Here is a 13,779-nt window from a genome sequence, read left to right as displayed (position 1 = left end):
GAGACGCTGCCCATTCCGCGCCGCCGCGAGGAAGCGAACACGCCGCCCGAGGGCGGCGTGGAATGTGGCACCGCGGCCGCCGCGGATGGCGGCGCGCCGGCGCCAAAGATACCGCATGCGCTGCGGTGGGCGGGTCAGCCGTGCTTGGCCTTCCAGTTGGCCTGGCCGGTCACGACCTCCTGGCGGGCCGCATCCGGGCCTTCCCAGCCCAGCACCTTCACCCACTTGCCGGGCTCCAGGTCCTTGTAGTGCTCGAAGAAGTGCTGGATCGACTTCAGGCGGATCGGATTGAGGTCCTCCGGCGTCTGCCACTGGCTGTAGAGCGACAGGATCTTCGTGGTCGGCACGGCGATCAGCTTGTTGTCGCCACCGGCCTCGTCGTCCATGCGCAGCATGCCGATCGGCCGGCAGGTCACGACCACACCGGGGATCAGCGGCACCGGCGTGATGACCAGCACGTCCACGGGGTCCCCGTCATCGGCCAGCGTCTGCGGGATGTAGCCGTAGTTGGTGGGGTAGTGCATGGCGGTGGCCATGAAGCGGTCCACGAACAAGGCACCGGTCTCCTCGTCGACCTCGTACTTGATGGGGTCGGCGTTCATCGGGATCTCGATGATCACGTTGAACTCATCGGGCGCCTTGGGGCCGGGGGTGACGTTGTGCAGGCTCATGCTGGTGCGATGTTGGGAGGTGGCAAGAAGCGGGGAAACCCCGATTCTACGAAGGGCGCTTGCCCTGCCCTGACGGACGACGGTCTTTGATGCACCGCAGGAAAACACCATCCCGAGCGGGTGGGCCTTCACTTAGGATGGCCCGGCGCCCTGCAACAGGGCCATGCAACGACAGCCCCGTGCACGGGGCGCCCAACACAAATGTGTCAGTGAGCGGAAGGAGAACCCTTTGATGTCGACCACCATGGCGCTGTATGTGGCGCTGGCGTGCGGCCTCGTGGCCGTGCTGTACGGATTCATCCAGCGCAGCTGGATCCTCAAGCAGGACGCAGGCAATGCCCGCATGCAGGAGATCGCCGGCGCGATCCAGCAGGGCGCGGCGGCCTACCTGGCACGGCAGTACAAAACCATCGCCATCGTCGGCGTGGTGCTGGCGGTGCTGATCTTCTTCTTCCTCGGCGGCCAAACGGCCGCCGGGTTCGTTCTGGGGGCCGTGTTGTCCGGCGCCTGCGGGTTCATCGGCATGAACGTGTCCGTGCGCGCGAACGTGCGCACCACCCAGGCGGCCACCCGCGGCATCGGGCCGGCCCTCGACGTCGCCTTCAAGGGCGGTGCCATCACCGGCATGCTGGTCGTCGGCCTGGGCCTGCTGGGCGTCGGCCTGTTCTTCTGGTACCTCACCGGTGGCGCCAAGGCGGACTCGGCCACGCTCAAGCCGCTGCTGGGTCTGGCCTTCGGCTCCAGCCTGATCTCCATCTTCGCCCGCCTGGGCGGCGGCATCTTCACCAAGGGCGCGGATGTGGGTGCCGACCTGGTGGGCAAGGTCGAGGCCGGCATCCCCGAGGACGACCCGCGCAACCCGGCCGTGATCGCCGACAACGTGGGCGACAACGTGGGCGACTGCGCCGGCATGGCCGCCGACCTGTTCGAGACCTACGCCGTCACCCTGATCGCCACCATGGCGCTGGGGGCACTCATGGTCAGCACCGCGGGCAGCGTGGCCGCGGCGGTGTACCCGCTGCTGCTGGGCGGCGTGTCCATCATCGCCTCCATCATCGGCTGCAGCTTCGTCAAGGCCAGCCCCGGCATGAAGAACGTGATGCCGGCCCTGTACCGCGGCCTGATCATCGCGGGCGTCATCTCGCTGGTGGCCTTCTACGGCGTCACCGTGGCGCTGTTCCCCAACGGGCTGGAGCTCGCCGCCGGCGGCACCGTCTCGTCCATGGCGCTGTTCGGCGCCTGCGTGGTCGGCCTGCTGCTGACGGCGGCCATGGTGTGGATCACCGAGTACTACACCGGCACGCAGTTCGCCCCGGTCAAGCATGTGGCACAGGCCTCCACCACCGGCCACGGCACCAACGTCATTGCCGGCCTGGGCGTCAGCATGAAGTCCACCGCCTGGCCGGTGATCTTCGTGTGCATCGCCATCGTCACCGCCTACTGGCTGGGTGGCCTGTACGGCATCGCCATCGGGGCCACCGCCATGCTGAGCATGGCCGGCATCATCGTGGCGCTGGACGCGTACGGCCCGATCACCGACAACGGCGGCGGCATCGCCGAGATGGCCGAGCTGCCCGACAGCGTGCGTGACGTGACCGACCCGCTGGACGCGGTGGGCAACACCACCAAGGCCGTCACCAAGGGCTATGCCATCGGCTCGGCCGGCCTGGCGGCGCTGGTGCTGTTCGCGGACTACACGCACGCGCTCGAAGCACGCGGCATGCACGTCACCTTCGACCTGTCCAACCACATGGTCATCGTGGGGTTGTTCATCGGCGGCCTGATCCCCTACCTCTTCGGCGCCATGGCGATGGAGGCCGTGGGCCGGGCCGCCGGCTCGGTGGTGGTCGAAGTGCGCCGCCAGTTCCAGGGTGGCGAGATCATGGCCGGCCGCAAGAAGCCCGACTACAGCGCGGCGGTGGACATGCTCACCACCGCGGCCATCAAGGAAATGATCGTACCCTCGCTGCTGCCGGTGGCCGTGCCCATCCTGGTGGGCATGCTGCTCGGCCCGGCCGCCCTCGGCGGCCTGCTTATGGGCACCATCGTCACCGGCCTGTTCGTCGCCATCAGCATGTGCACGGGCGGTGGCGCCTGGGACAACGCCAAGAAGCTGATCGAGGAGGGCTTCACCGACAGCAACGGCGTCCTGCACAAGAAGGGCTCCGATGCGCACAAGAGCGCCGTCACCGGCGACACGGTGGGCGACCCCTACAAGGACACCGCCGGCCCGGCCGTGAACCCCCTCATCAAGATCATCAACATCGTCGCCCTGCTGATCGTGCCGCTGCTGCCCGCGGGCACCGGTGCCAGCTCCGCCGCGGCTGCGCACGCATCGCCCCCGCCCGCCGTGGTGGCGCCGGCGGACACGACGGCCCCGGCTGCCGCGCCTGCGGCAGAAGCGGCCCCGCCCGCCGCGTCGGCCGCCTCGAGCTGACCATCGCCGCGGCCGGCGTGCCGCGGCCGATGCCACACATTGCCGACGGGCCCGCCTTGCGTGGGCCCGTCGCCTTTCCGGCGGGCCGCACGCACCGCTATGCTGGCGGGCCATGCAACTGACCTGGCTCGCCGCCGACGATCCGTTCCCGTCCAGCGCCCTGGCGCTGGGCCCCGATTCGGACGCGCCCGGCCTGCTGGCCGCGGGTGGCGACCTGTCCCCCGCTCGCCTGCTGGCCGCCTATCGGCAGGGCGTGTTCCCCTGGTACGGCCCGGGACAGCCGGTGCTGTGGTGGACGACCGACCCGCGCATGGTGCTGCCGGTGGATGGGTTTCGCCTGCACCGGTCGCTGCGCAAGACGCTGCAGCGGTTCATCCGCACGGCCGGCTGCGAGGTGCGCATCGACGCGGACACGCCGGCGGTGATCCGCGCCTGCGCCGCGTCGCCCCGCGAGGGACAGCCGGGCACCTGGATCGTGCCGGACATGGTGCTGGCCTATGAGCGGCTGCACCGACTGGGCCATGTCCACAGCGTCGAGACCTGGGTGGACGGCGCGTTGGCCGGCGGCCTGTACGGGGTGAACATCGGCCGCATGTTCTACGGCGAGTCGATGTTTGCCCGGCGCACCGACGCCTCGAAGATCGCCCTGGCGGCCCTCGTGGCGTTCTGCCGGGCGAACGGCATCCCGCTGGTCGATTGCCAGCAGCAGACCAGCCACCTGGCCAGCCTGGGGGCGCGCCCCATCCCCCGCGATGCGTTCGAGGCCCACCTCGACCGGGTGGTCGACCTGCCGGCGCCGGCGCGCTGGGCCTATGATCCGACGTATTGGGCGCACCTGGGCTTGGCCGAGTCGGGCGCGCCACTTGCCCAACCCGCGCCGTGACCCACCCGAAAGAGCTACCGTTCGCGTCGCTCCAGTTCTACGCGACGGCGCCCTACCCGTGCAGTTACCTGCCGGACCGGTTCGCCCGCTCGCAGGTGGCCACTCCCGGGCACCTGATCCACGCGGAGGCGTACTCCGCGCTGGTCGCCAGCGGCTTCCGGCGCAGCGGCATGTTCACCTACCGGCCCTATTGCGACAGCTGCCGCGCCTGCCAGCCGCTGCGCATCCCGGTGAAGGAGTTCGAGCCCAACCGCAGCCAGCGCCGCGCGTGGGCCGCCCACGCGCACCTGAAGACGCGGGTGATGCGACTCGGATTCGTGCCCGAGCACTACCAGCTCTACCTGCGCTACCAGGCCGGGCGTCACGCCGGTGGCGGCATGGACCACGACAGCGTCGACCAGTACACCCAGTTCCTGCTGCAGAGCAGGGTCAACTCGCGCCTGGTGGAGTTCCGCGAGCCACCCGCCGCCGGTCAGGCCGGGCCGGGCGCGCTGCGCATGGTGTCCATCGTGGACATCCTCAATGACGGCCTCTCCGCGGTCTACACCTTCTACGACCCCGACGTGAAGGGCAGCCTGGGCACCTACTGCGTGCTCTGGCAGATCGAACAGACGCGTTCGCTGAAGCTGCCGCACCTGTACCTCGGCTACTGGATCGCCCAGAGCCCGAAGATGGCCTACAAGCAGCAGTTCCGGCCACACGAGCTGCTGGTCGATGGCCGTTGGCAACGGGCGGCCCCCCCGTCGCCGACCTGAACCCCCGGCGCGCGGGCGTCTCGCCTGGTCCGCGCCCACTGCAGTTCGTCGGCGCCAACCGGCGGTGCGTCGCGCGGCGGTGGCGGTCCCGGCCGCCCCTGCCTAGCATCCGGGCCATAGAGATCACCCCCGGAGCCCGCCATGACCATCCAACGCCGCCTCCACTCCGTTGCCCTGATGGCCGCGCCGCTGCTGACCGCGCTGGCCGCGACGGCGGCCCTGGTCCTGCCGACAGCCGCCGACGCCTTCACCATCGACATCTCCACCGGCCTGGGCGGCACCCGTGTCGTCGGTTCGGGCAAGGTCGTGGAAGAGCGCCGCCCCGCCGCCGCCTTCCAGCGGCTGCGCCTGGACAGCGCCATCACGGTCCATGCCCGCCCCGCGAGCGCGCCGGGCATCACCGTGCGCGCGGACGACAACATCGCCCCGCTGATCCTGACCGCCGTGGAAGGTGACACCCTGGTCATCAAGGTGAAGCCCAACACGTCGATCCGCACGGACTCCGTGCTGCAGGTGCAGGTGGATTTCACGGCCCTGACCCAGGCGGACCTGCGCGGGAGCGGCGACCTGAACATCAGCGCGATCAAGGCCGACCAGTTCGAGTTGTCCCTGGCCGGCTCCGGTGACGTGCGCTTCGACAAGGCCGAGTTCGGGCGCCTGTCCACCCGGCTGGCCGGTTCGGGCGACATCTGGATGAAGGGCCGCGCCGAGGACGCGAGCTTCAACCTCGCCGGCTCGGGGGACATCCATGCCGCCGAGTTGGTGGCCCGCCGCGTCAACGTGGACATCGCGGGCTCCGGCGACGTGCGCGTACACGCCGGCGAAGCGCTGGCCGTGCAGATCGCCGGTTCGGGTGACGTGGTGTACAGCGGCGCGCCCACCAAGCTCACGAGCCGCGTGGTCGGCTCGGGAGACATCCGCGCCGCCCGCTGAACCGGACCGCCTCGGGTGTGAGCCTGCTCACGCCTGAGCGACCGTGCGGCTGGCGCGGCAGGCCCGGCTGGGCCATCATCGCTGCATGAGCACACGCATCGACCCCGTCCTGAAGCAACTCGACGTCGAACTGCCCGCCAGCCCCGCCGCCACGCTGCGCCTGACGGAACTGCTGGCACAAGAGGACACCTCCGTGCCCGAGGTGGCCGAGGTCATCGAGGGCGACCTGGCCCTCGCCTCGGCGGTGGTGCGCACGGTCAACTCCGCCATGTTCGGCATCCTGCGGCGGGTGGAAACGGTGGCCGAGGCGGTGATGTACCTCGGCATGCGCGAGGTGGCCGCCATCACGCTCGAGCTGGGCCTGCGCACGCGTTTCCCGCCCTCGCCCACCATGACGCGGCTGTGGGACCAGGCGCGGCTGCGCGGGCTGCTGATGGGACGCACCGCGGTGACGCTGGGGCTGCACGCCTGGCGCGCGCAGTCGGCCGGGTTGTTCGCGCAGAGCGGGCAGGCGGTGCTGTGCCTGCATGCGCCGAACGCCTACCCCGCCCTGCTGGCCCGGGAAGGCGGCCAGATCGCCGACCTGCTGGCTGCCGAAGCGGCCGCCTTCGGCGTGAGCCACGAGGTGCTGGGCGCCTCGCTGTGCCGGGCCTGGGGCCTGGCGGCCGAGGTGGCGGACTTCGTCCACGACCGGCCGCTGCCGCCCGAGCGCTGGGCCGGCCGCCAGCAGCCGGTGCGCGCCATGCTGGCCCTGGGGGCCGTGGCCGACACGCTCATTGCCGTGGAGGACGGTGCGCCCACGCAGGAGGTGGTGCAGGCGACGGCGCAGCAGGTGGCGCCGGTCGCGGGCATCGATGCCGAGGATCTCGCCCAGGCCGCCTGGCAGCACTGGGAGCGGGTCGGCACGGCCGCCGCCGCAGGCGACTGACCGGGCCCAGGGCCTGGGCCCGGCTGGGCAGCCCGTCCGCGAGCGCGGCGGGTTCGCCCCCTTGGGGCAAAGAAAAAGGCCCTGCCGGCGATGCCTGCAGGGCCTTGGTCTTGGTGGGCGGTGCAGGGTTCGAACCTGCGACCCCTGCCGTGTGAAGGCAGTGCTCTACCGCTGAGCTAACCGCCCGGAATCTATGCCGCAGCGCTTCAATGAATTGCTGCATCCGGGAAAGCCTTGGATTATGCCACAAGTTTTCGCCACTGTGTCTTCCCCCCGCTCACTTTGTCGAGATCGGCCAACACCGCCTCGTGCGCGGCGGCTTCTTCCGGCGACGGCGACACCACGATCAGCTCGAACGACGACAGGTCGATGTCGGCCACCTGCAGCACCTGGCCCGTGCCCTCGGACGTGTCGATCACCAGGGCGTCCTGGCCCCGCGTGAGGCGGATGTACACCTCGGCCAGCAGGCCGGCGTCCAGCAAGGCGCCGTGCAGGGTGCGGCTCGAGTTGTCCACCTCCAGCCGCTTGCACAGCGCGTCCAGCGAGTTGCTCTTGCCCGGGAACATCTCCCGCGCCATGAGCAGGGTGTCCTTCACGCCGGACACGCACTGGGCGAATGGCGGGCGCCCCAGCCGGCGCAGCTCCGCGTCCAGGAAGGCGACGTCGAACGCCGCGTTGTGGATCACCACCTCCGCGCCCGCCAGGTAGTCCATGAGTTCGTCGGCCACGGCCGCGAACACCGGCTTGTCCGCCAGGAACTCGTCGGTGAGGCCGTGCACGCGCACCGCGTCCTCGGAGTTCTTGCGCTCGGGATTGAGGTAGAAGTGCTTGTTCTGCCCGGTCAGGCGCCGGTTGACCATCTCGATGCAGCCGATCTCGATCACCCGGTCACCGCTGTCGGGGGACAGGCCGGTGGTTTCGGTATCCAGGAAGATCTGCCTCATGCGCGCGCTCCGGCGGCAGCGGCCGGCGCCGACGCACGGCCGCGCAGCCACAGCCATGCGCCCAGCGCCACCATGGGCACGCACAGCCACTGGCCCATGCTCATGTTCAGCGCCAGCAGCCCCAGGAAGCTGTCCGGCTCCCGGAAGTACTCCGCGACGAAGCGGAACACCCCATAGCCCACGAGGAAGGCGCCCGACACCTGGCCCCTGCCGCGCGGCCGCCGGGCATACCACCACAGCAGGACGAACAGCAGCAGGCCCTCCAGCAGGAACTGGTAGACCTGGGACGGATGCCGGGGCAGCGTCGAGCCGGACTGGGGGAACACCATGGCCCACGGCAGTGCCGGGTCGGCGAACCGGCCCCACAGTTCACCGTTGATGAAGTTGCCCACCCGGCCGCTGGCCAGGCCGGTGGGCACGCACGGGGCGATGAGGTCCGTCACCTGCCAGAAGGGACGCTGCCGCACCCTGGCGAACAGGGCCATGGCCAGCACCACGCCGATCAGCCCGCCATGGAAGGACATGCCGCCCTTCCAGACCGCCAGGATCTCCAGCGGGTGGCTGGCGTAGTAGCCGGGCTTGTAGAACAACGCATAGCCCAGGCGGCCGCCCAGCACCACGCCGACGACGCCGTAGAACAGCAGGTCCTCCACATCTCGCCGGCTCCAGCCCGCCTGCGCGAACCAGGGCAGGCGCACTCGGCGCGCCGCCAGGAAGAGGAACAGGCCGAAGGCCACCAGGTAGGTCAGGCCGTACCAGTGGATCTGCAGCGGCAACCCCAGGCTGGAGAGGTCCAGTGCCACGGGGTCGAATTGAGGGTGCACGAGCATGGGGCGGCATGATACGGCGCAGGCTTCACGCAAGCCCCGGCGTCTATAGTGCCGGGGTTTGCCTTTGCTCACCGTTTGACGCAGCCGCCATGTCCGAACTGAACCGCCGCTCCAAGAACATCACCGAGGGCGTCGCCCGCGCCCCCAACCGCTCCATGTACTACGGCATGGGCTACCAGGAGGGCGACTTCGGCAAGCCCATGGTGGGGGTGGCCAACGGCCACTCCACCATCACGCCCTGCAACGCGGGCCTGCAGAAGCTGGCGGATGCGGCGGTGCAGGGCCTGGTCGAGGCGGGCGCCAATCCCCAGATCTTCGGCACCCCGACCATCTCCGACGGCATGGCCATGGGCACCGAGGGCATGAAGTACTCGCTGGTGTCGCGCGAGGTCATCGCCGACTGCGTCGAGACCTGCGTGGGCGGGCAGTGGATGGATGGCGTCATCGTCATCGGCGGCTGCGACAAGAACATGCCCGGCGGCATGATGGGCATGCTGCGCGCCAACGTGCCGTCCATCTACGTCTATGGCGGCACCATCCTGCCCGGCCACTACAAGGGCCAGGACCTGAACATCGTGAGCGTGTTCGAGGCCGTGGGCCAGTTCTCAGCCGGCAAGATGAGCGAGGAGGACTTCTGCCAGATCGAGCGCCGGGCGATCCCGGGCACCGGCTCTTGCGGCGGCATGTACACGGCCAACACCATGAGCTCGGCCTTCGAGGCGCTGGGCATGAGCCTGCCCTACGCGTCCACCATGGCGAACGTGGAGGAGGAGATCGTCGCCAGCGTGAAGCGCTGCGCCGGCGTGCTGGTGGAGGCCATCCGGCGCGACCTGAAGCCGCGCGACATCGTCACGCGGGAATCGATCGAGAACGCCGTGGCGGTGATCATGGCCACCGGCGGCTCCACCAACGCGGTGCTGCACTTCCTGGCGATCGCCCACGCGGCCGGCGTGGAATGGACCATCGACGACTTCGAGCGGGTGCGCCGCAAGGTGCCGGTCATCTGCGACCTCAAGCCCAGCGGCCGCTTCCTCGCCATCGACCTGCACCGGGCGGGCGGCATCCCCCAGGTCATGAAGCTGCTGCTCAATGCCGGCCTGCTGCACGGCGACTGCATGACGATCACCGGCAAGACCGTGGCCGAGAACCTCGCCGACGTGCCGGACGCGCCGCCCGCGGGGCAGGAGGTGATCCGCCCGATCGACCAGCCGATGTACGCCGAGGGTCACCTGGCCATCCTCAAGGGCAACCTGTCGCCCGAGGGCTGCGTGGCGAAGATCACCGGCCTGAAGAACCCCGTCATCACCGGGCCGGCACGCGTGTTCGACGACGAGCAGTCGGCCCTGGCCGCCATCATGGGCGGCCGCATCCAGGCGGGCGACGTGATGGTCCTGCGCTACCTGGGCCCGAAGGGTGGCCCGGGCATGCCGGAGATGCTCGCCCCCACCGGGGCGCTGATCGGCCAGGGCCTGGGCGAATCGGTGGGCCTGATCACCGACGGGCGCTTCTCCGGTGGCACCTGGGGCATGGTGGTCGGCCACGTGGCGCCCGAGGCCCACGAGGGGGGCGCCATCGCCCTGGTGCAGGAGGGCGACTCCATCACCATCGACGCGCACCGCCTCGTGCTGCAGCTGCATGTGGCCGACGACGAGCTGGCGCGCCGCCGCGCGGCCTGGGTGCGCCCGGCGCCTCGCTACACGCGGGGGGTGCTGGCCAAGTTCGCGTTCAATGCCAGCAGCGCCAGCAGCGGCGCGGTGCTCGACAAGTTCTGATCGGCAGCGCGGGCGGCACGGCGCGCCCTGCCCGCCCGCTCAGCGACGGCGGCCCTGGCCGCCCTTGCCGTCCTTGGGGCCCAGCCCCATGTTGGCGATGTTGCGGGCACGACGCTCGGCCTTGCGCTGGTCGTCGCGTTCCATCTCGCGCCGCCTGGTCCAGCCGCTGGCATCCGACCACGCCCACCAGATCAGTGCAGCGACGAAGGGCCACACCATCTTCCACAGGTCGCCGGTGAGCTCGTAGTTCCATTCCGCCATGGGGTTGACGCCCAACAGCTTCAGGGCGATGAGCGCGACACCGATGATGATGAAGATCATGGAGCAGGTTTCTTGAGGCGTGACAACAAGCCGGCACAGCGCAAGCACGGCGTCAACGGGAATCCGTACACTCGCGTTTCTCCACTGTAACCCGCCTGCCGGCTTGCGTGCCGGGGCATGATTGCACCACCGCAAAGGACCTCATGAAAGCTCTGATCGCCCTGCTCGCCGTTGCCGCCGTGTCGCCGGCTTTCGCCAGCGCCGAACTGGCCGGCAAGAAGAACTGCCTGGCCTGCCACGCCACCGACAAGAAGCTGGTGGGCCCGTCCTACAAGGACGTCGCCGCCAAGTACAAGGGCCAGAAGGACGCCGTGGCCATGCTGGCCACCAAGATCCAGAAGGGCAGCGTCGGCGTGTGGGGCCAGGTGCCCATGCCCGCCAACAATGTCACCGCGGACGAGGCCAAGCAGCTCGCCACCTGGGTGCTGTCGGTCAAGTGACGCCCCGCCGGCCGCGCGCCGGCCGCGGGCCCCGGGCCCGCCGCGCATGAAAAAAGCCCCGCGATGCGGGGCTTTTTGCTGGGCGCGGCCGGTCAGTTGTTCTCGGACAGCTGGTCCAGGATGGCCGGGTTCTCCAGCGTGGAGGTGTCCTGCGTGATGGCCTCGCCCTTGGCGATGGCGCGCAGCAGGCGCCGCATGATCTTGCCCGAACGGGTCTTGGGCAGGTTGTCGCCGAAGCGGATGTCCCTGGGCTTGGCGATCGGCCCGATCTCCTTGCCCACATGGTCGCGCAGCTGCTTGGCGATCGCCTTGGCTTCCTCGCCCGTGGGACGCGGGCGCTTGAGCACCACGAAGGCGCAGATGGCCTCGCCGGTGGTGTCGTCCGGACGCCCGACCACCGCGGCCTCGGCCACCAGCTCCGTGCAGCTCACCAGGGCCGACTCGATTTCCATCGTGCCCATGCGGTGGCCCGACACGTTCAGCACGTCGTCGATGCGGCCGGTGATGGTGAAGTACCCCGTCCTGGCGTCGCGGATGGCGCCATCGCCGGCCAGGTAGTAGCCCTTCAGCTCCGAGGGGTAGTAGCTCTTCTTGAAACGCTCGGGGTCGCCCCAGATGGTGCGGATCATGCTGGGCCATGGCTTCTTCACCACCAGGATGCCGCCCTGGCCGTTCGGCACGTCGTTGCCGGTCTCGTCCACGATGGCCGCCTGGATGCCGGGGAACGGCAGCGTGCAGGAGCCAGGCACCAGCGTCGTGGCACCGGGCAGCGGGGTGATCATGTGCCCGCCGGTCTCCGTCTGCCAGAAGGTGTCCACGATGGGGCAGCGGCCGCCGCCCACATGCTGGTGGTACCACTCCCAGGCGGCCGGGTTGATCGGTTCGCCCACCGAGCCCAGGATGCGCAGGCTGGACAGGTCGTAGCTCTTCGGGTGCACGGCCAGGTTGGCCTCCGCCGCCTTGATGAGCGAGCGGATCGCGGTGGGCGCCGTGTAGAAGATCGACACCTTGTGGTCCTGGATCATCTTCCAGAAGCGGCCGGCGTCCGGGAAGGTGGGCACGCCCTCGAAGACGATCTCGGTGGCGCCCAGCGCCAGCGGGCCGTAGGTGATGTACGTGTGGCCCGTGACCCAGCCGATGTCGGCCGTGCACCAGAAGACGTCGTCGGCCTTCAGGTCGAAGGTCCACTTGGTGGTCAGCGCCGCGTGCAGCAGGTAGCCGCCGGTGGCGTGCTGCACGCCCTTGGGCTTGCCGGTGGAACCCGAGGTGTACAGCAGGAACAGCGGGTGCTCCGCCTCCACCCATTCCGGCTCGCAGGTGGTGGGCTGCTGGGCCACCACGTCGGCCATCCAGAGGTCGCGGCCGGCGGTCATGGCCACGTCGGCGCCGCTGCGCTTGACCACGAGCACGTTCTGCACGGATTCGCAGCCACCCAGGCCGAGGGCCTCGTCGACGATCGCCTTGAGCGGCAGCTGCTTGCCGCCACGCACCTGGTGGTCGGCCGTGATGATGGCCTTGGCACCGGTGTCCTCGATGCGGTCGCGCAGCGACTGGGCCGAGAAGCCGCCGAAGACCACCGAGTGCGTCGCCCCGATGCGGGCGCAGGCCTGCATCGCCGCCACGCCGTCGATGGACATGGCGATGTAGATGACCACGCGGTCGCCCTTGCGGATGCCCAGCGACTTCAGGCCGTTGGCGATCTGGCAGGTGCGGGCCAGCAGCTCGGCATACGTGACCTTGGTGACTTCGCCGCCGTCGGCTTCGAAGATGAGCGCCGTCTTGTCGCCCAGGCCGCGTTCGACGTTGCGGTCCAGGCAGTTGTAGGACGCGTTGAGCGTGCCGTCCTCGAACCACTTGAAGAACGGCGCCTCGCTGTCATTGAGCACCGAGGTGAACGGCTTCTTCCAGCTGATGAGCTCGCGCGCCAGGCGGGCCCAGTACCCCGTGTAGTCGGCGTCCGCCTCCTGGCACAGGGCCTCGTAGGCGGCCATGCCCGACACGGTGGCCTGTGCAGCCAGGGCAGCGGGTGGGGCGTAGGTCTTCAGCTCGTCGGTCATCGCTTGTCTCCTCGGTGCTTCAAAGGCGCATGCCGGCCACCCATCGGCACCGGCGATGGGGTGACTGTCGTGCGGGCGTCTGACGAACGGCTTACTCCAGGTGACAGCGGCTGTCAAACGCCCGGCGTGGCCCCGCTCCTACAATGCCGCGCTGCTTAACCGGACGACCATGACCCCAACCACCCCTGCCCGCACGGACCCCGCCCTGCGCCCCCTGCCGCGCCTGATCTTCGCCAGCCGCTGGCTGCAGATGCCGCTGTACCTGGGCCTGATCCTGGCCCAGGCGGTGTATGTCTTCCAGTTCTGGGGCGAGCTGATCCACCTCATCGAGGCGGTGTTCGGCAGCAAGGACGCGCTGAACAGCCTGGTGACCAGCCTCGGCTACAAGGGCACGCCCATCCTGGACGCCGCCGGCAGGGTGACCGGCTACGAGCCGATCGCGCGCCTGTCCGAGACCATCATCATGCTGGTGGTGCTCGGGCTGATCGACGTGGTGATGATCTCCAACCTGCTCATCATGGTGATCGTGGGCGGCTACGAGACCTTCGTCTCGCGGCTCGACCTGGAGGGCCACCCGGACCAGCCGGAATGGCTGAGCCACGTGAACGCCTCGGTGCTGAAGGTGAAGCTGGCCACCGCCATCATCGGCATCAGCTCGATCCACCTGCTCAAGACCTTCATCAACGCGGCCAACTACACCGAGCAGGTGCTGATGTGGCAGACCATCATCCACGTCGCCTTCCTGCTGTCGGCGCTGGCCATCGCCGCAGCCGACCGGGTGATGGGCGCCACCCATCCCAAGCACTGA

Annotated in this window: 13 protein-coding genes and 1 tRNA gene; 8 read left to right on the top strand and 6 right to left on the bottom strand. The window is 69.5% G+C overall.

Annotated features, from left to right (window positions below):
* Positions 1-134 precede the first annotated feature (134 nt).
* On the bottom strand, positions 135-671 hold the full coding sequence (gene ppa / locus ACE3UN_RS03245) for an inorganic diphosphatase (protein ID WP_374673482.1): 537 nt from the start codon (positions 669-671) through the stop codon (positions 135-137).
* Between the two features lie 232 nt (positions 672-903).
* Here ppa and ACE3UN_RS03240 point away from each other — a divergent pair, with 232 nt between their 5' ends.
* The 5 genes from ACE3UN_RS03240 to ACE3UN_RS03220 all read left to right on the top strand — a co-directional run bounded on the left by ACE3UN_RS03240 (position 904) and on the right by ACE3UN_RS03220 (position 6,607).
* Positions 904-3,108: a sodium-translocating pyrophosphatase gene (locus ACE3UN_RS03240; protein WP_374673481.1), complete on the top strand. Its 2,205-nt coding sequence runs from the start codon at positions 904-906 to the stop codon at positions 3,106-3,108.
* A gap of 112 nt (positions 3,109-3,220) precedes the next feature.
* Positions 3,221-3,991 (top strand): leucyl/phenylalanyl-tRNA--protein transferase, encoded by a 771-nt coding sequence (gene aat, locus ACE3UN_RS03235; protein ID WP_374673480.1) that lies wholly within the window; start codon positions 3,221-3,223, stop codon positions 3,989-3,991.
* Complete coding sequence (locus ACE3UN_RS03230) at positions 3,988-4,746, top strand: arginyltransferase (RefSeq protein ID WP_374673479.1); 759 nt, start codon at positions 3,988-3,990, stop codon at positions 4,744-4,746. Before aat ends, ACE3UN_RS03230 begins: the two co-directional genes overlap by 4 nt.
* A gap of 141 nt (positions 4,747-4,887) precedes the next feature.
* Positions 4,888-5,679 (top strand): head GIN domain-containing protein, encoded by a 792-nt coding sequence (locus ACE3UN_RS03225; RefSeq protein ID WP_374673478.1) that lies wholly within the window; start codon positions 4,888-4,890, stop codon positions 5,677-5,679.
* Positions 5,680-5,764: 85 nt separating this feature from the next.
* Positions 5,765-6,607, top strand: a complete 843-nt coding sequence (locus ACE3UN_RS03220; protein WP_374673477.1) for an HDOD domain-containing protein — start codon at positions 5,765-5,767, stop codon at positions 6,605-6,607.
* Between the two features lie 111 nt (positions 6,608-6,718).
* Here ACE3UN_RS03220 and ACE3UN_RS03215 read toward each other — a convergent pair.
* The 3 genes from ACE3UN_RS03215 to lgt all read right to left on the bottom strand — a co-directional run bounded on the left by ACE3UN_RS03215 (position 6,719) and on the right by lgt (position 8,381).
* A tRNA-Val gene (locus tag ACE3UN_RS03215) sits at positions 6,719-6,793 on the bottom strand.
* Positions 6,794-6,846: 53 nt separating this feature from the next.
* Complete coding sequence (dnaQ, locus tag ACE3UN_RS03210; RefSeq protein WP_374673476.1) at positions 6,847-7,551, bottom strand: DNA polymerase III subunit epsilon; 705 nt, start codon at positions 7,549-7,551, stop codon at positions 6,847-6,849.
* The gene (lgt, locus tag ACE3UN_RS03205) at positions 7,548-8,381 is read right to left on the bottom strand and encodes a prolipoprotein diacylglyceryl transferase (RefSeq protein WP_374673475.1); all 834 of its coding nucleotides are present in this window, start codon (positions 8,379-8,381) and stop codon (positions 7,548-7,550) included. Before lgt ends, dnaQ begins: the two co-directional genes overlap by 4 nt.
* A gap of 89 nt (positions 8,382-8,470) precedes the next feature.
* On the opposite strand from lgt, the gene ilvD reads away from it, so the two are divergent.
* The gene (ilvD, locus tag ACE3UN_RS03200) at positions 8,471-10,153 is read left to right on the top strand and encodes a dihydroxy-acid dehydratase (RefSeq protein ID WP_374673474.1); all 1,683 of its coding nucleotides are present in this window, start codon (positions 8,471-8,473) and stop codon (positions 10,151-10,153) included.
* 39 nt (positions 10,154-10,192) lie between these two features.
* Here the strand turns inward: ilvD and ACE3UN_RS03195 are convergent, their stop codons facing one another.
* Positions 10,193-10,474 (bottom strand): TIGR04438 family Trp-rich protein, encoded by a 282-nt coding sequence (locus tag ACE3UN_RS03195; RefSeq protein WP_374673473.1) that lies wholly within the window; start codon positions 10,472-10,474, stop codon positions 10,193-10,195.
* Positions 10,475-10,617: 143 nt separating this feature from the next.
* Here ACE3UN_RS03195 and ACE3UN_RS03190 point away from each other — a divergent pair, with 143 nt between their 5' ends.
* Positions 10,618-10,914 (top strand): c-type cytochrome, encoded by a 297-nt coding sequence (locus ACE3UN_RS03190; protein ID WP_374673472.1) that lies wholly within the window; start codon positions 10,618-10,620, stop codon positions 10,912-10,914.
* A gap of 92 nt (positions 10,915-11,006) precedes the next feature.
* Here the strand turns inward: ACE3UN_RS03190 and acs are convergent, their stop codons facing one another.
* A complete protein-coding gene (gene acs / locus ACE3UN_RS03185; RefSeq protein ID WP_374673471.1) occupies positions 11,007-12,971 on the bottom strand; it encodes an acetate--CoA ligase in 1,965 nt (654 codons plus the stop codon).
* A gap of 169 nt (positions 12,972-13,140) precedes the next feature.
* Here acs and ACE3UN_RS03180 point away from each other — a divergent pair, with 169 nt between their 5' ends.
* On the top strand, positions 13,141-13,779 hold the full coding sequence (locus ACE3UN_RS03180) for a TIGR00645 family protein (protein WP_374673470.1): 639 nt from the start codon (positions 13,141-13,143) through the stop codon (positions 13,777-13,779).

Source organism: Ideonella sp. (genome assembly GCF_041918995.1).
GTDB lineage: Bacteria > Pseudomonadota > Gammaproteobacteria > Burkholderiales > Burkholderiaceae_C > Ideonella.
This window is presented reverse-complemented; position numbering and strand designations above follow the sequence as displayed.